General features: G+C 65.7%; 15 protein-coding genes. 2 read left to right on the top strand and 13 right to left on the bottom strand.

Going from position 1 to position 16,981, the window contains the following annotated elements:
- Positions 1-8: 8 nt before the first annotated feature.
- From xrtA to MRBLMC3_RS15820, 11 genes are all read right to left on the bottom strand, one after another.
- Positions 9-1,529 (bottom strand): exosortase A, encoded by a 1,521-nt coding sequence (gene xrtA, locus MRBLMC3_RS15870; RefSeq protein ID WP_363830349.1) that lies wholly within the window; start codon positions 1,527-1,529, stop codon positions 9-11.
- Positions 1,529-2,758, bottom strand: a complete 1,230-nt coding sequence (locus MRBLMC3_RS15865; protein WP_363830346.1) for a TIGR03087 family PEP-CTERM/XrtA system glycosyltransferase — start codon at positions 2,756-2,758, stop codon at positions 1,529-1,531. Before MRBLMC3_RS15865 ends, xrtA begins: the two co-directional genes overlap by 1 nt.
- The gene (locus MRBLMC3_RS15860) at positions 2,755-3,816 is read right to left on the bottom strand and encodes a FemAB family XrtA/PEP-CTERM system-associated protein (RefSeq protein ID WP_363830343.1); all 1,062 of its coding nucleotides are present in this window, start codon (positions 3,814-3,816) and stop codon (positions 2,755-2,757) included. Before MRBLMC3_RS15860 ends, MRBLMC3_RS15865 begins: the two co-directional genes overlap by 4 nt.
- The gene (locus MRBLMC3_RS15855; protein ID WP_363830341.1) at positions 3,813-4,658 is read right to left on the bottom strand and encodes an XrtA system polysaccharide deacetylase; all 846 of its coding nucleotides are present in this window, start codon (positions 4,656-4,658) and stop codon (positions 3,813-3,815) included. Before MRBLMC3_RS15855 ends, MRBLMC3_RS15860 begins: the two co-directional genes overlap by 4 nt.
- 8 nt (positions 4,659-4,666) lie before the next feature.
- Complete coding sequence (locus MRBLMC3_RS15850; protein ID WP_363830339.1) at positions 4,667-5,902, bottom strand: XrtA/PEP-CTERM system-associated ATPase; 1,236 nt, start codon at positions 5,900-5,902, stop codon at positions 4,667-4,669.
- Positions 5,903-5,932: 30 nt separating this feature from the next.
- Positions 5,933-7,519 carry a hypothetical protein gene (locus tag MRBLMC3_RS15845; RefSeq protein ID WP_363830336.1) on the bottom strand — a complete coding sequence of 529 codons (1,587 nt, stop codon included), beginning with the start codon at positions 7,517-7,519 and terminating at the stop codon, positions 5,933-5,935.
- The gene (locus MRBLMC3_RS15840) at positions 7,516-8,451 is read right to left on the bottom strand and encodes a P-loop NTPase (protein WP_363756379.1); all 936 of its coding nucleotides are present in this window, start codon (positions 8,449-8,451) and stop codon (positions 7,516-7,518) included. Before MRBLMC3_RS15840 ends, MRBLMC3_RS15845 begins: the two co-directional genes overlap by 4 nt.
- 13 nt (positions 8,452-8,464) lie before the next feature.
- Entirely contained in the window at positions 8,465-9,976 is a 1,512-nt protein-coding gene (locus MRBLMC3_RS15835; RefSeq protein WP_363830334.1) for an XrtA system polysaccharide chain length determinant, read from the bottom strand.
- A gap of 1 nt (position 9,977) precedes the next feature.
- Positions 9,978-10,622 carry an XrtA/PEP-CTERM system exopolysaccharide export protein gene (locus MRBLMC3_RS15830; RefSeq protein ID WP_133654088.1) on the bottom strand — a complete coding sequence of 215 codons (645 nt, stop codon included), beginning with the start codon at positions 10,620-10,622 and terminating at the stop codon, positions 9,978-9,980.
- A 146-nt stretch (positions 10,623-10,768) separates the two neighbouring features.
- Positions 10,769-12,001, bottom strand: coding sequence for a pyridoxal-dependent decarboxylase, exosortase A system-associated (locus MRBLMC3_RS15825; RefSeq protein WP_363830331.1), 1,233 nt, complete (start codon positions 11,999-12,001; stop codon positions 10,769-10,771).
- On the bottom strand, positions 11,998-13,548 hold the full coding sequence (locus MRBLMC3_RS15820; RefSeq protein ID WP_363830328.1) for an acyl-CoA ligase (AMP-forming), exosortase A system-associated: 1,551 nt from the start codon (positions 13,546-13,548) through the stop codon (positions 11,998-12,000). The genes MRBLMC3_RS15825 and MRBLMC3_RS15820 overlap by 4 nt, the downstream gene beginning before the upstream one ends.
- Before the next feature lie 49 nt (positions 13,549-13,597).
- Here MRBLMC3_RS15820 and MRBLMC3_RS15815 point away from each other — a divergent pair, with 49 nt between their 5' ends.
- Together MRBLMC3_RS15815 and MRBLMC3_RS15810 are read left to right on the top strand one after the other, a co-directional pair.
- Positions 13,598-14,605, top strand: coding sequence for a GNAT family N-acetyltransferase (locus MRBLMC3_RS15815; RefSeq protein ID WP_363830327.1), 1,008 nt, complete (start codon positions 13,598-13,600; stop codon positions 14,603-14,605).
- Between the two features lie 28 nt (positions 14,606-14,633).
- Complete coding sequence (locus MRBLMC3_RS15810; RefSeq protein ID WP_363830324.1) at positions 14,634-14,924, top strand: acyl carrier protein; 291 nt, start codon at positions 14,634-14,636, stop codon at positions 14,922-14,924.
- A 215-nt stretch (positions 14,925-15,139) separates the two neighbouring features.
- Here MRBLMC3_RS15810 and trxB read toward each other — a convergent pair whose 3' ends face one another.
- The gene (gene trxB / locus MRBLMC3_RS15805; protein ID WP_363737045.1) at positions 15,140-16,102 is read right to left on the bottom strand and encodes a thioredoxin-disulfide reductase; all 963 of its coding nucleotides are present in this window, start codon (positions 16,100-16,102) and stop codon (positions 15,140-15,142) included.
- Positions 16,103-16,219: 117 nt separating this feature from the next.
- Positions 16,220-16,957, bottom strand: a complete 738-nt coding sequence (locus MRBLMC3_RS15800) for a peptidase (protein WP_363737046.1) — start codon at positions 16,955-16,957, stop codon at positions 16,220-16,222.
- Positions 16,958-16,981 lie beyond the last annotated feature (24 nt).

Raw genomic sequence — 16,981 nt, 5'->3', positions numbered from 1 at the left:
GACGGGTCTTAGCGGGTTCGGAGGCTGCGGTCAGCCAAATCCTTCACATCGCCCAAATCATGAAGGAAGGAGGCGATGGCGGCATCCGAAGGGCGCCCGGCCCGTTCCTCCGCCGAAACCAGCACCGCGGCGGCGCGCTGGTCGCGACCCAGGATGCGCGCCTTCATCGTCTCCAGCTTGACCAGATGAGCGCTTCCCGTGGGCTGGCCGTTGCCCACGACATAGAAGCTGACCACATGGCGCACCGTCCGGCCGGGCCCGGTGATCTGCTCACCCCGCGCGCCGTCGGGCGCCGCGGCGGGCTGCGACCAGGTCCATCCGCTATCTGCTCCGGCGGCGCCCTGACCGAAACCGACCAGTTCGCGCCCCTCATCCTGCCGGTCGAAGGTCGCGATGGCGAGATCGACGACCTGCCCTACCGCGTTGCCATATCTTGCCATCGCCAGATAATCGGCGCCATCGAAGCGCGGCCGCCATGAAGAAAGCGGCGGCTCATCGACCCGCGTCCAGCCCTTCACGTCCGGCATGACGGGCGGACTGGCAAGCGGCGCGCCGGCCATGCCGCTCGTCGCCAGCCATAGCGGCGCGGCCACGATCATGGCCAGCGCGCCGCCGGCGAGGATGCCGGGCGAAGAATGGCCTTCACCGCGCAATCGTTCGGGATCGAACCAGGGATCGCCGGGCTGCCGGTCGAAAAATGGCCAGGCGGCTGCCATCACGATCGTCATGATGATGGCGAAGAACAGCCAGCCATAAACCACATGATCGAAACCGGCCGCCGCATCGATGGTGGTCACTTCAGCGACGAAGATGGTGGCGAAGGCACGCACCCCGTTGGCCAATATGGACAGGGAGAGCGCGCCCGCCATGAAAATGATCCGTCGCCGCCAGCTGGTGAAGCAGACATTGCAGACCAATAGGCCATAGGCCGTCATGGCGATCACGAATTTCGCGCCGGAGCAGGCCTCCGCCACCTCGAAATAGCCATTGGGCGTGGTGATGAAGATGCCCTGCATCTGCGCCGGAACGCCGGTCAGATGGAGCAGGACCATGCTGATATGCGCGGTCAGCAATTGGAGAGGGGCGACGATTTCCTCACCGAAGGGGACCATGAAAAAGGCGTAGAACAGCGGAAAGAGCAACGCCCGCGTCACGGCGGGGCCCAGCAAGGCGATCACCGAACCCTGCAACATCAGGATCAGCGCGCCGTGGCGCACCACGGCCACGCCCGCCGCAGCGCCCAGCATCCAGGAAAATACGCCCAGCCCCAGCCAGAGCAGCCCCGGCGCCCAGGCCGACGGCTCCAGCCGGCGCAGGCCCGGCAAACGCTGCTGCACCAGCCATGCGACCAGGATGGGGATGAACAGGCAATGCCCGTAGGTCGATGCGGTCCACCAGATCGCCATCATGCCCAGCAGGTCGCGGTGGAACAACGCCAGGATCGTGCCGGCAATGATGGCAAGCGCGGTCAGATGACCACGCCAGCCTGACAGCTTTACCTCCCGCCGTATTTGAAGCGCGTCTTCCATCACGCGGCCCTCGCGTCGTCGGCTTCCGACGATCCGAACAGCAGGTCCGGCAGATTCGCCAGCGTCGCGGACCAGCGGTAGCGCTCCTCCATCCGCGATCGTGCCGCACGGCCGAGGCGCGCGGCATGGGCCGGATCGGCGAGCAGAGCAAGGATCTTCCCCGCTTCCTGCGCGGGGTCAGCGGCAATCAGCAGATGCTCGCCATCGCGGGCGTCAATCCCTTCGGCAGCCTGGGGCGACGCGAGGACGGGCCGCGCCATGGCCATCGCCTCCAGCACCTTGTTCTGGATACCCCGCGCGATCCGCAGCGGCGCCACCACCACGTCGGCCGCCGCCAGCCAGCCGCGAACATCAGGCACGGCGCCGGTCACGATCACGCCGGGCAAAGCCGCCAGCGCCTGCACCGATTTCGTCGGATTGCGGCCGACAATGACGAAAATCGCTTCCGGACAGCGGGCACGGATCGCGGGCAGGGTTTCGCGGGCGAAGCTCTCCACCGCCTCCACATTGGGACGATAGTCCATCTGGCCGGTGAAGACGAGCAGCCGCCCCTCGGGCCGATCGACGGCGGGGAAATCCGCTGCGGGATCGAAGAAATCCAGCGCGACGCCATTATCGATGCCGACGATGCGATCCGGCCCCAGACCGCTTGCACGCCGGAACAGCTCCGCCTCCGCCTCGCTCACAAAGGCGCAGAGGTCGGCGCGCTCCGCCACCTGCCGCTCGAAGTTCAGCAGCATGCGTCCTTCGCGCCGGTTGATCCACGCCATGGGACCGGAGCCTTGTGCGCCATAAGCGGCATATTTGGCCGAATCGAGATCCACGAAATCCATGACGAAGCGCACGCCGTCCGCCAGCACCGGCACGAAATGCGCCATCTGCGCCGAATAGGTAACCACCGCCGCGATAGGCCGCTCCGCCAGCGTCGTCGCGACCCATCGATGCAGGTCGGGATGATCGAACAATGAAACCAGCAGGGGCTGGCGCTGCACCAGCCCCTTGAGGCCAGCCAGGATGCGCGAGCGGTCGCGCATCAGCACATATTGGCTGGCGGCGATCTTCGCCATGTCGGCGGCAAAGCCCATGTCCCGCGCATCGTCGGCAAAGCAGCCGACGTGGACGGGCGCGACCTCCGCCATCCGCTTGAGCAGATGAAAGGACCGAATCTTGTCGCCCCGGTCCGGCGGGAAGGGGATGCGATGGCAGAGGAAGAGAATGTCTCCCCTCATCCCAACCCTCGCGCGATAAGCGGCCCGATGAGGTTGGCGACCGGCAAGGGCAGCTTCTTCCAGAGGTCGACCCGCCGCTGATTGTGCGGGCTGTTGGGATTGATGTCCCGCCGCTCGCCCGTGGACGACCAGCTATGATAGGAAAGCGGAACAGGGTCGAAGCCGAAGCTCTTCTTCCAGGCCGCCTGGCCGCTGCCTGTCTTGGAACGGCCGAAGTCGAAGATGCGCATGCCCCGCGCGCGGCCATGGCCCATCAGTCGGTAATACATGAGTTCGTTCGATCGCAGCCGCCGCGCGTCCGCGATACCCCCGCCCCAGAAGGGCATGACCCGCCCCTGATGATAGAGGGTCAGCACCGCCGAAACCGGCCGATCGCCGTCATGAACGACCAATATATCGGCATCCTCGCCAAAGGCCGCCAGCACCTCGCGGAACAGCCGCGCCGGGAAGACCGGTGTGCCGAGATTGCGCACGCTTTCCGAATAGACCCGGTAATGCGCCTGCCGATGTCGCGCTTCCCGCCCGATCTCGACGCGCAGCGCATCGTTGGCGAGCGCCTTGCGCAGTTCCGCCCGATGCTTGCGCGGCACGGCGAGCAGTTCCGCCTCATCGTCCGCCGCGATAGGCCGCGCAAAGCCAAGATGGCTGTCCTCATGCAGCGTCCAGTCACTGCCCGGCACCGGTCCGCCGCGAATTTCGACCGAGGCGATGCCGCCGTCCCGCGCCATGCCCTCGCAGGCTGCCGCCAGCGCAGGCACTGCCGCCGGGTCGCTGGCGAGAATCCCTCCATCGACGGCAAAGCCCGAAGACACCAGGGCCTGGCCGAACAGGGCGCTCTTCACATGATGCAGCGGCAGCAGCCCGACCACCTCCCCGGAAGGAGCCACGGCGGCCAGCATATGTGCCCGATTGCCCGTCCCCCGCTCCACGCCCGTCAACCAGGCGGGCCGGTGAAAGGGCGTCCCCGCCGGATGCGCCATCACGAAGTCATCCGCTGCCGCCCGCTGCGCCGGATCGGCGAGATTCAACGTCGTGACGAGCATCTCCCCCGCCATCATGCTGCCCGCTCCACTTCCTGCGCCGCCAGCGCATCCACGCGGGTCCAGGAAAAGTCCCGCGTCAGGCGGCGCAGCTTGGCCGCCATGACCGACAGATTGCTGTAATGCCGCACCCGCGAGCGCAAGGGCGCGCCGTCGACGCGCGGCTGGTCAGGGTCGATTTCCCAGGGATGAAAATAGATGATCGCCGGTCGACCTTCCCGCTGGTTCACCTGCCGGATAGCCCAGCGCGAAAAACCATAGGGTAGCAGCCGGAAGAAGCCGCCGCCGCCAGCCGCCAGCGTCCGACCGGCAAACTTCGCGGTGGTCACGGGCAATTCGACGAGCGGCGATCCCTTGACCGGCCTCCAGGCGAAGCGGGGCGATTCGGGCCAGCCATAATGATCATGCCGGATCGGCGCGACGCTGCTGGAATAAGTATAGCCTTCCTCCGCCAGCACCTCATGGGCCCAGGGGTTGCGCCGGTCGATGGAAAAGCTGGGCGCGCGATAACCGGTCACCGCCTGACCGGTCGCATCCTCCAATATCGCCCGCGACCTGCGCAGATCAGCGCGGAATTGCGCTCCGTCGAAGGTGAAGACCCGCTTATGGTCATAGCCATGGCTGGCGACCTCATGCCCCGCCGTGACAATGCGCCGCATCAGCGCCGGATAGCGCTCCGCCACCCAGCCGAGCGTGAAGAAGGTCGCGTGGACCCCTGCCTCCTCGAACAGCGCCAGCACCGCATCGGTATTGTGCTCGACCCGATGGGCCAGACTGGCCCAATCCTCGCGCCGGATCGTATGCTCAAAGGCGCCGACCTGGAACCAGTCCTCGACGTCGACGGATAGGGCGTTCCGCATGAGTCCGGTCAGGCGGCGGCGCTTTGCTGCGCCTCGCCCAGCCTTTCCTCGCGCTCGACCCACTCGACGAGCAGCGTCAGTACCCGGCGCAGTGCCGTGTCCTGTTCCGTCACCCGGAATTCCAGCGTGGAAAGCCGTTCCTCGACGAGGGCGAAGCAATCCTTGAGCGCTTCGGGATCGACGCTCGGCGCGCTGCGGGCAAAGTCGTTCTCAGCCCGAAGCGTGTCGATCTCGGCTCGCAGAGAGGCGATCTCGTCCAGCAGGTGCATGGACGGATCGGGCCGGGCGGCGCGCAGCGCGTCGACCTCTGCGCGCAAGGCCGCGACCTCCTCGGACACGATCGGATCGGCCGCAACAGGCGCAGCGGCAGGCATGTCCGCCAGCTCCTCCGCCTCGTCCAGCACGTTGCGCGCCATCGGTTCGGGGGTCACGTCCGTGTCCGCACCCATGTCATTCACCACCGCATATACCACCTCAGCATCGATCACCGAAAGCTGGTCGAGCGCGCCCAGCAGCAAAACGCGGCTGACCAGCACGTTGATCCGGCGAGGCACGCCGCCCGTTGCGGCATAGATGGCGGCGAAAGCCTCCGCCGTGAATTGCGGGTCGCCCTGCCATCCGGCCAGCGACAGGCGATGCAGGATATAGGGTTCGACCTCCCGCCGCATCATCGGTTCCAGATGATGGGTGGCGATCACGCGCTGGCGAAGCTGCTCCAGTTCCGATGATTTCAGCAGATCGCGAAATTCCGGCTGGCCCAGCAGGAAAATCTGCAACAGCGACTGCCCACCCAATTGGAAATTGGAGAGCATCCGCAATTCCTCAATGGCCGAGATTGGCAGATTCTGCGCTTCGTCCACGATCAGCAGCGACCGCTTGCCGGCCCGTGCCTGCGCATGGAGAAAAGCCTCGATCTGCCTCAGTATCTGCGCCTTGGGCATGCCGTCCACGCCCAGGCCGAAGCTCTGCGCGGCAAGGCGCAGCATGTCGTCGCCCTCCACCTGGGTAGAGACGACCTTCACCGCCGTCAGCCGCGAAGGATCGATGGTATTCATGAGGTGACCGACCAGCGTCGTCTTGCCCGCGCCGATGTCGCCGGTGATGACGATGAAGCCCTCCCCCTGGGCCAGGCCATAGCCCAGATAGGACAGCGCCTTGCGGTGCGTCGCGCTCTCGAAATAGAAATGCGGGTCCGGCGTCAGCTGGAACGGGCGTCCCTGCAATCCGTAGAACTGATCGTACATATCTATCTCTCCACCCGACGGGGCATTGGCTTAAAATGTGTATCGAAGGCCAAGCTGGCCCATGGCGTTGATGACGGCGTCCAGCTTGTCCGCCTTGGCGCTGTCCACGCCGACGGAGGCGGACGCCTGAAGATTGCGCGTGACGAGCCGGTAATAGCTGGCGAAGGCGCCCAGGTTCAGCACATCCAGCCGGTTGCCGCTGGCGTCGAAATAATTGGCGTAGACGGCCGTATCGATACTGGAATGGCTGTCCATCCGGTAGGTGAGAGAGGCGTTGCCGTACCAGTTCTGGTCCCTCGTGCCGCGCACCAGCACGGTTTCGCCCGAAGGCGTCACGAATTTGCGTTGCGAATAGCCAAGGCCCACGCCCAAGCCCCAGGGTCCGCGTTCCGCGGCGAACTGCGCGGCGACGCCGCGATAGCGGAAATTGGCGCCGGTGATACCCGCCAGCGCGTCGTTGAAGCACTGGCCGCCGCCAGTGGTCGAGAAAGCGCAGCCAGTGAAATCGCCCGTGAAGGGATTGCGCACGACATTGAGGTTGCTGCCCGAGAGCGCCGCCACATCGGAGGTGATGACCCGTCCGAAGCTGTCGATGCCGTCGAACACCACCAGGGCAAAGGACTTGTCGCGTCCCTGCCAGATGAAGCTGCCGGAATAGGTCATGCCGCCGTAGCGTTCGCCCACGCGCGCGGTCAGCGACGTGCGGTGGCTGGGCCGCCAGAGGACGCCGACATCCCAGATGATGTCGTCGAAATCATAGATGAGCTGGCGGGACGAACTGCCGTCCGTGACATAGCGGCCGCCGGAGGAAATCACCGGCACGCCGTTGGCGTCCAGCAAGGGCGAATGCTGGCTTATCTCCATCTTCTCATAGCCGACGCCGCCAATCAGGGCGAGCGTGGGCGACACCGGCAGGGTCGCGTCAAGCCGCGCCCATTTATCTTCAAACCGCTGGTCGAGCTGGCTCGCATCCTCCCGGCTGTAGCCGGCGCTGGCGACAAGGCCCAGCGGCATCCACACCCCCGGCCCGACGCCGACAGAACCCATCAGGTCATGGGTGGTCGATTCCGCAAATCCTCTGCCCAGCGGCGCGCCGGGGAAGTCGACATTCACGTCGTCCTCGACCCGCGCATAGCCCAGCCGGTAGGAGGCGCTGACGTCCAGATCGCCCAGCCGCGTGACATAGGACGGGCCGACATAGCCGGCATAGACCTGGCTGCTATAGCCGTTATTGCGCACCGAAGCGCCGGAAAACCCGTCTGTACGGACCCGCGTCGCCAATCCACCTGCATTCAGCGTCAGCCCGCGCGCCAGGGCATATTGGCCACTGACGATACCGCTGATGATATCCTGATCGCTGAGGTTTTCGCCCCAGCCGAAGCTGTGCGCATATTGCACGTCCGCCGCTGCTTCCAGCCGTCGGGTCTGCACGCTGGCCGTCACGCCCGCGGTGACGTTGGTATAGGTCAGCACGTCGCCGCCGCCCTGGATCGGCGCGACCACGACCTGGTCGACACCCAGATAGGGGGAGACGTCGACCTTGCGCTCCTCATCGCGTGCAAGCGCGGGCGAGGCCAGGGCCATCCCCGCGAGAAGAAGGGCAATGCGGGAGATCATGAGCCACCATGCTCCGCATCATGGCCATATGCGTGATAGCTACCGAAACGCCGTCCGCCGCTGGCGAAGTTCACACCGTTCAGGAGCAGCTTCACCTGGGACGCGCCCTTGAGCAGACCGGCCGCGTCGCGCAGCGCGCTTTCGGTCGTCCTGTCCGCGCGCACGACCAGCAGCGCGATGGCGGCGTGGCTCGCCAGCACCGCCGCCGGGGATGCGGCCAGCAAAGGGGGCGAATCGAACAGGATGATGCGGTCGGGGCGTCCCTCGGTCAGCCGGTTGAGCAGCATTTCCGTCCGCGCGGAAGCGAGATATTCGGTGTCGTTATTGCTCCGCTGCCCGGCAGGAAGCACGGACAGGGACGGGATATCGGTGCGCAGCACGATATCCTCTATGGCGATGGCCGGATCGGCCAGCGCGTCCATCAGGCCCGGCCCCGCCGTCAGACCCAGCGCCTCAGGGATGGCAGGCTTGCCGAAATCGGCGTCGACCAACAGGATCTCGCGCTCCTTCTCCGCAGCGAGGCTGAGCGCCAGATTGATCGCGCAGAAGCTCTTGCCTTCGCCACTATGCGCGGAGCAGATCAGCACCCGGTTTCCGCGGTTGTTGCCCGCCAGTTCCGCCAGCAGGTCACGCTTGAGCAGCCGGAATTCCTCGCTCATCGCGGTAACCGGACCGTCGGGCAGCAGATAGCCCGCCTCGACCAGCGCGATGCGGTCGATCGGCTGGACCGGCCCGGTCCAGTCCGGCGCGCGATGGCCGGGGACAGGCGTGTCCACGGCAAGGGCCGCAGGTTGTGCGACCTCCACCACCGGTTCGCCCGCCGGAACCTCGACCGCTGGCGCCGCGCGCCCACGCAGGGCCGCACTGAAATCGTAGATCTCGGTCGCCCGCTCGATCAGCGATCCGCCGGAAAGGGACTTGTGCTTGTTCATTTCCAGTCCCTCCTCAGGCCAACCCGCGCTGGACGAATTCGATGACGATCAGCAGCAGGCACAGCGCCGCCAGGCCGCCGCTGGCGCCTGCGAACCACTTCATCCGCTGCCTTTCCATCGCGAGTTGCGCCGCGTTGACGGTCTGGCTGATCGATCCGATCACGGCGACGCCCAGCGCCTTTTCCAGCCGCGCCGCATTGGGGAAGCCGCCCTTGAGCTGGGCCACGGCAAAGGCCGTGCCGACGCCCGCGCCCAGTCCCAGGATCAGCACCCCCAGCAACAGCAGCGGCCGGTTGGGTGCGGCGGGAGCGGTCGGCAGGCTGGGCGGATTGATCACGCGGAACTGGACCGATCCGGTTTCCGACTTCACATCGCCGCGCAGGCGGATTTCCTCGCGGTCGGCCAGCAACTTGTCATATTGGGTCTTGAGCACCTGATAGTCGCGGTCGAGCCGTTCCTGCTCGGCGGCGAGGCCGGGCTCATCGGTCTGGCGCGAAGCCATGGCGTTGAGGTCGGCCTGCAACTGCGCCTTGCGGGCGGACAGCCCCTGCACCGTCGCGGCGCGTTCCGCCTGCATTGACCTGATCGAGAGATAGGCGGGATTGGGAGTGCTGCCCACGCTGCCGCCGCCCTGACCGCGCAGCAGGTCCACCTGCCGCTGGGCCGCGATCACGTCGGGATGGCTGTTGGTGAAGCCGCGCGCCCGCATCGACGCAAGATCCGCCTGCGCCTGCGCCAGGGCCGAAGGACCGCCCGAAGCGCCGACGCCCGGCAAGGTCTGCGGCGTGCCGGCAAGCTGCCCGTTCATCGCCGCCAGCGCGCTCTGCGCCTGCACGAGCTGCGAATCGATGCTGTTGATCTCCGACCGGGCGGCGTCCATGCGCTGGCCGATCGACCCCGCGCCCGGCAGCATGCCCGCATAGCGCTGCTCAAAGTCCACGCGGCGCTGTTCGGCGGCGGCAAGCTGCTTGCCCCGCGCCGCCAGTTGCTGGTCGAGGAAGGCGAGGCTCTGGCTCGTCTCCACCTTGTCGGAGGAAAGGTTGGTTTCCTGGAAGATGTCGACCAGCTTCTGCACGATCTGCTGCGAAATGCGCGCATTTGCGCCATCCGACAGGCCGGAGTCGGCCCAGGTGGCGCTGATGTCGATCATGCTGGGGTCAAGCTGGGCCATCACCGTGATGTTCTCGCGCAGCCTGGTGATCTTCGCTGCCAGGTCACGCGGCCCGTCAACCGTCCGGTTGAGGTCCGTTTCCTTGACCACCCGTTCCAGATTGGCGGTGCTGGCCAGCGTCTGGCGCAGGCGATCCAGATCCTGCTGCGCCTGGACCTGGGTGATGCCCACCTTGTCCTCCAGCAGCGACTGGGTGTTCACATAGACCCGCGCCTTGGATTCATAGCTGTTGGGGATGAGCGCCACGCCCAGCCAGCCGAGCAGGCACACGCCCCATGCCACCCCCAGCGCCAGCCAGCGGCGGAGCCAGAGCCCATACAGGATGACCAGCAGTTCGTCGACCAGCGCCGCCATGTCAGAACATGCTTTCGGGAATGATGATGACGTCGCCGGGCGCCAGCATGACGTTCGCCTTGCTGTCCCCGCGCTTCAGCAGGTCGCCGATGCGGACCTGATATTCCTGCTGCTTGCCGTTTTCCTTGTTGTAGCGGACCAGCTTTGCCTTGTTGCCCGCCGCATATTCGCTGAGGCCGCCGACCGAGATCATCGCGTCGAGCAGCGTCATGTTGGCGCGATAGGGGATGGAGGCGGGTTTCTCCGTCGCGCCGACGATCCGCACCTGCTGGCTGAAGGTGCCGGAGAAATTGTTGACGATCACCGACACCAGCGGATTTTCGATATATTTGCCGAGCGCGACCTTCAGGTCGTCAGCCAGTTGCCTGGGGGTCTTGCCGACCGCGGGCATGTCGGAAATAAGCGGGGTGGTGATGCGTCCGTCGGGTCGCACCTGCACCTTCGCGCCCAGGTCCGGATTGCGCCAGACGAAGATGGTGAGGTCGTCGAGCGGCCCGATCACATATTCCTCGCCCGGCCCCTCCTGCGTCGAAACGAAGGACGCCGGGGGCAGATTGGGCGCGCTCCCGCCCGAAGCGCAGCCCGAAAGAGCCAGGACCGGCAGTGATACGCCGATCATCGCGCGGGAAACCGACAGGAAACGCATAGATTCAACCCCTTTTGCGGCCACACCGACAGCCGCCAAAGGGGGGCGCCGGCAACCGTCAAGCACTCAGCTTCGACGGCCTTCTTGCCCACAAAGGGTAAAAATAGCGTTAGGAGTTAAGTTATTGGCAAATCAGTTCATTAAAATCAGCCGACGAGCAGTTCCAAAGGCGCCGGATGTCCAAGAAATGCGGCCGGGCTGGCCGAGGCACCATAAGCGCCCGCAAGGAAGATCGCGATAAGATCGCCCTCCTCCACCGGTGGCAGCGCGACCTTGTCCCCCAGCCTGTCGATGGGCGTGCACAGGCAGCCCACGACCGTCACGGCTTCCTCCGCCGGAGCTTCCCCGAAGCGATTGGCGACGGCGATGGGATAGTTGCGACGGACGACCGTACCGAAATTGCCGCTCGCCGCGAGCTGATGATGCAGCCCCCCATCGACGACGACGAAGGTTTCGCCCTGGCTTTTCTTCACATCGACTATGCGGGTGAGGTAGACACCCGCCTCGCCCACCAGCCATCGGCCCAGTTCCATGGCGAAGGCGCTATCCTTCAATATGTCCGCGCGTCCGTCGAGCAGCCTGGCCAGCGCATCACCGATGGGGCGGATATCCAGCCGTTCGTCGCCGGGGAAATAGGGAATGCCGAAGCCGCCGCCCAGATTGACCAGCGGCGGCGCGACGCCCACGCTGTCGGACAGGCGAGTGGCGAGATCGATGGTGGCGGCCTGCGTTTCGATCAATGCCTGCGCGCCCAGAGCCTGGCTGCCGGTGAAGATATGCCAGCCGCGCCATTCGCCCCCGGCATCGATCACCCAGCGCGCCAGCGCGGCCGCCCGCTCCGCATCCACGCCGAAGGGTTTGGCGCCGCCGCCCATGCGCATGCCCGACCCCTTGAGGTCGAAATCCGGGTTCACCCGCACCGCCAGCTTCGGCGTCCTGCCGCGCTGCCCGGCAAGGGCGATGGCCCTTCGCGCCTCACCCTCCGATTCCAGGTTGATGGTCGCGCCGCTGTCGATGGCGGCGATCAGTTCATCGTCGCGCTTTCCCGGTCCGGCAAAGCTGATATGGGCGGCGTCCATCCCCGCCTCCAGCGCCCGCGCCAGTTCCCCGCCCGACGCCACGTCGAAGCCGTCGACCAGCTTCGCCATGCGCTCCAGCAGGGGCAGGTAGGGATTGGCCTTCACTGCATAATGGAGCGACAGCATGGCGGGCATGGCGGCGCGGAACGCCCGAACCTGCCCCTCCATTATGCCCATGTCATAGACGAACAGGGGCGTGTCGCCAGCCTCCCCGACCAGGCTCCCCGCGCCGCAGCCGCCGATCAGCAACATGCCCTCCTCGCCCGTGAAGAAGGGCGGGACCGGTCCCATCGGCTTCATGCGGCAAATTCCTTCGCCAGCGCGACGCGGTCGATCTTGCCATTGGGATTGCGGGGGAATTCGGGAAGCATGACGATCTCGCGCGGTTGCATGAAATTGGGAAGCTCCTGCCGAAGCCGGCCCTCCACCTGCGCCTTTAGCTCCGGCGAAGCGGTGCGCAACAGCAACAACACAGCCTGTCCCAGCCGCTCGTCCCGGACGCCCAGCGCCACCGCCTCTGCAATGCCGTCCACGGCGACGGCGGCTTCCTCTATCTCCGTCGGGCTGATGCGGTTGCCAGCCGACTTGATCATCGCATCATCGCGTCCGACGAAATAGAGCAGGCCCCCAGCATCCCTCCGCACCGTGTCGCCCGACCATACCGCCATGCCGCCATAGCGGGAAGCGGGCGGCGCGGGCCGGAATCGCTCCCCCGTGCGCACGGGGTCGCGCCAATAGCCCTGCGCCACCAGCGGCCCGCAATGCACCAGTTCGCCGGGCTCATCGTCGCCCGCAATCGAGCCGTCCGGGCGGACGACCAATATCTCCGCATGGGGAATCGCCGATCCCATGCTGTCGGGATGGCTGGCCACCAGCGCGGGCGGCAAATAAGTGGAGCGGAACGCCTCTGTCAGCCCGTACATGGGATAGAGGTCCGCCCTTGGAAACAGCGCCCGCAGCTTCGCCACCAACGGCCGCGTCAGCGCCCCGCCACTATTGGTGAGCCGCCTGAGCTTTACCGCCACATCGGCGGGCCAGTCCAGTTCGACCAGTTGCACCCAGAGCGGCGGCACCCCGGCCAAGGTGGTGATGTCCCGCCGGTCCACCGACTTCACCACGTCGCGCGGCGTCAGATAATCGAGCGGAAAGACGCACCCGCCGGCGCACCAGGTCGAAAACAACTGGTTCTGCCCATAATCGAAGCTGAAGGGGAGCACGCAAAGCGTCCGGTCCTCCGCCGTCAGCTTCAGATATTCCGCCACCGACACGGCCCCCAGCCAGAGATTGGAGTGGCTCAGCATCACGCCCTTGGGCCGCCCGGTCGATCCGCTGGTATAGAGGATCGCGGCCAGTTCGTCCGGCGCGGCGTGGGACGGCCCCAATATCTCCCCGCCGCTCATCGCGCAGGCCGCATCATCCTCCCGGTGCAGGTCGCATCCCTCCGGCACGTCGTCCGGCGTCAGCGTCGCCAGACGGCTGGCGGTTCCGATCAGCAGCGACGCGCCGCTATCGGCCAATATATGCGCGACCTGCGCATGTTTGAGCAGCGGGTTGACCGGCACATGCACGAGCCCGGCGCGGGGCGCGGCGAGCGGCATCAGCGCCGCGACCGGGCCCTTGGCGATCCAGCTTGCGACTCGGGCGCCCCTTTCCAGTCCGAATCCGGCCAGCCATGCCGCCAGCCGCCCCAATGTCGCTTCCAGCTCGGCATAGCTGTGCGTGCCGGACCGGCCGTCCAGCGCGGGCCGCGCCGGGTCGCCGCGCAGCAGCAGATGGTCGATCGGCCGGACCTGCGCGCCGTCGATCGTCGGGGCCGCAATCGGCGCGGGGGAATCGCTTAACTCCATCTCCAGACTTTTTTCCTAAACGCGATGCTGTCGCCGGGGAGATAATGGTTTGCTGGTCGCAAGGGAATATCGCAGCGTCGAACAAGCGCGCCGCGCGTTGGGTTCAGCGCTCGACCGCGCCTGCACGCCGTTGCTGTTCGACCGCATCGACTGGTTCGAATCGCTCCATGCGCATTGCTTTCCGACGACCGGCGTCCGCATCTTCCAGGCGTTGGAGGGGGAGTGCCAGGCATGGTTGTTCCTGCTTTCCCCCGGCGCGGGACGGCTGAGCGCTCTTGCCAACTGGTACAGTTTCGACTGGCGTCCGGTCTTCCTTGGCCCTTCGGACGAGTCGGTCCGACGCCGCCTGGTCGAAGTCATCGCCCAGTCCCTGTTGACGGACAGTGCCCAGGTCGACCTCTATCCCGTTACGTCCGCGTCGGACATGCTGCTCGACGCCTTTCGCCGCGCAGGCTGGTTCAGCGTCCGGCGGCCGATGGGCGGACGGCATATATTGCACCTGAACGGTCGAACCTTCGACGAATATTGGGCGCAGAGGCCCGGGCGCCTGCGTACGCTGATAGCGCGCAAGAAGCGTGCGAGCCGCTTCACCCTCAGCATCGCGGACCGGCTGACCGAGGCGTTGTGGCGCGACTATGCCGCCGTGCAGGAACGAAGCTGGAAGAAGCCCGAAGCCGATCTGCGCTTTCTGCATGCGCTGGCGCAGCGGGAAAGCGACGCGGGCACGCTCCGCCTGGGCTTCGCCCGGCTGGAGGGTCAGCCGGTGGCGACCCAGCTCTGGACGGTGGAGAACGGCACCGCGCTGATCCACAAGCTGGCGCATGACCAGGCGTTCGACGGGGCATCCCCCGGCAGCCTGCTCAGCCATGCGATGTTCAGCCACGCCATCGATCAGGATCATGTCGCGACGATCGACTATGGAACCGGCGACAATGGCTACAAGACCGATTGGATGGAGGAGCGCGAAACGCTCTACCGGCTTGATTTCTTCAATCCCAGAAGGGCGTCAATCTGGCTCCCCGCCGCGCGGGCGGCCATTTCCGCGCTTGTAGGCTAGCGGCGGAACGACTAGGTAGGCCCCCATCATGCGGGCGGACAATGCACAACCGGTCGACCGGACCATGGATATCGAAATGATGATGCGCGCCTTGCTGCGCGATGTGCTGGCCCTGTCGCAGGAGCGGGTCGATGCGTTCGATGCGGACACGCCGCTTTTCGGCGCGCTGCCGGAACTGGATTCCATGGCCGTCGCAGGCCTGCTTACCGAAATGGAAGACCGCTTCGGCATCCTGATCGAGGATGAGGATATAGACGGCGACACGTTCGAGACGTTCGGATCGCTTGTTGCCTTTGCGCGGGCGAAGACGGGGGCCTGAGTTCCCGGTTTGGCGGCCAAATTCGGAGGCCGTCCTGATTTAATGGAAACGCGCCCCGCTCCTGCGAAGGCATTCGAACGAGACGAGTGGCTCGTAAGAGCCCGGTTCCGCCCTCAGTGAATCATCGCATCGTCTGAACTGGGCTCCTGCCTTCGCAGGAGCCCGCTGTGCCTCATGACGACAACTGGCCAATTACCGCCAGCGGAAGAACCGCCCTATTCCGCCGCGACGGCCTCAAAATCGGCTTCGGCCAGGAACTTTTCCACGTCCAGCGCGGCCATGCAGCCCATGCCCGCGGCGGTCACGGCCTGGCGATAGACCTTGTCGCTGACGTCGCCCGCCGCGAACACGCCAGGAACAGCGGTCCTCGTCGTGCCTTTTTCCACCAGCAGATAGCCTTCATCCATCGGCAATTTGTCGACGAACAGCTCGGTGGCGGGCTGATGGCCGATGGCGACGAAAGCGCCATCCGTCTCTATATGCGACCTGTGGCCGGTCACCGTGTCGACCAGGTCGACGCCGACCAGACCCTCCGGATTGCCGCCGCCGACGAAACGCTCCACCGCCTGGTTCCAAAGCACCTTGATGTTCGGATGCGCGAACAGGCGCTGCTGGAGGATCTTTTCCGCCCGCAACGAGTCGCGGCGGTGGATCAGCGTGACGTCATGGCTGTGGTTGGTGAGGTAGAGCGCCTCCTCCACCGCGGTATTGCCGCCACCGATCACCACCACCTTCTTGCCGCGATAGAAGAAACCGTCACAGGTCGCGCAGGCCGAAACGCCCTTGCCCTGCAAGAGCTGCTCGCCCTCGGTGCCCAGCCATTTGGCCTGGGCGCCGGTGGCGATCACCAGGCTGTCGGCATAATAGAGCGTGCCGCTGTCGCCCTTCAGGCGGAAGGGCCGCTCCGAAAGGTCCACGTCGACGATCTGGTCATACATCATCTGCGCGCCGACATGCTCCGCCTGCGCCTGCATCTGTTCCATCAGCCAGGGCCCCTGGATCACGTCGCGGAAACCCGGATAATTTTCGACGTCGGTCGTGATCGTCAACTGGCCACCCGGCTGCATGCCCTGGACCACGATCGGCGCGAGCCCCGCGCGCGCGCCATAGATGGCGGCGGACAGGCCGGCCGGGCCGGAACCGAGGATCAGCATGCGGGTCGAATGGGTGGCGGTCATGAATGTCTTTCCGGCTGCGATTCGTCTGTCGGGATGAGATAGGCCAAGCGACCGGAGGCGCAAGCGATGGATTTGCTTGACGGGCGAGAAGCTGAACCTTGGCGGGCGCCAGTCCCGTCAGTCGAGGACGTTGGGCAAATCCTCGAACCCCTTGCGCAGCGCGGCCGACCAACTGTGCGAGAGAAGCTGGAATTCCTCATTGTCCGCCTCGATCCGGGTCCGCACGCGGAAGTCGTAGGCATCCCGCTCGATCACCGTGAGGTCCAGCGGCATCCCCACCGACAGGTTGGAGCGCAGGGTCGAATCCATCGACACCAGCACTGCCTTGGTCGCATCCTCCAGGCTGGTTTCGCGCTTCACGATGCGATCCAGGATCGGCTTGCCATATTTATGCTCGCCGATCTGGAAGAAGGGCGTGTCCTCCGTCGCCTCGATGAAATTGCCTGCCGAATAGATGAGGTAGAGCCGCGGCTTGCCACCCCTGCGCTGGCCGGCGATCAGGATGGAGGCGTCCGCCGCCGCGCCCTGCATCTCTATGGTGCTGCGATAGCGACCCTGCATCGTGCACATCGCCTCCCCCACGATCTGCGCGACGCGGTGCATGGTGGAGCAGTTGAGGATCGTTTCCACGTCCGGGTCCAGCGCCGCATCCTTGATCGCGCGGCTCAGCATCGCCTTCACCCCCTGGGTGATCGACAGATTGCCCGAACACATCATGGTGATCGCGCGCTCGCCCGGCACGCTGTAGGTGAAGCTCTTGCGGAAGCGGGCAATATTGTCCATCCCCGCATTGGTGCGGGTGTCGGACAGCATGACCAGCCCCTGGTCGACCCGCACCGCCACACAATAAGTCATTGCCCCAAGGGCTCCTGTCGTCGT

The sequence above is a fragment of the Sphingobium sp. LMC3-1-1.1 genome, assembly GCF_040676285.1.
Taxonomy (GTDB): Bacteria; Pseudomonadota; Alphaproteobacteria; order Sphingomonadales; family Sphingomonadaceae; genus Sphingobium.
The sequence above is the reverse complement of the archived record's forward strand: the minus strand, read 5'-3'. Positions and strand labels throughout refer to the sequence as shown.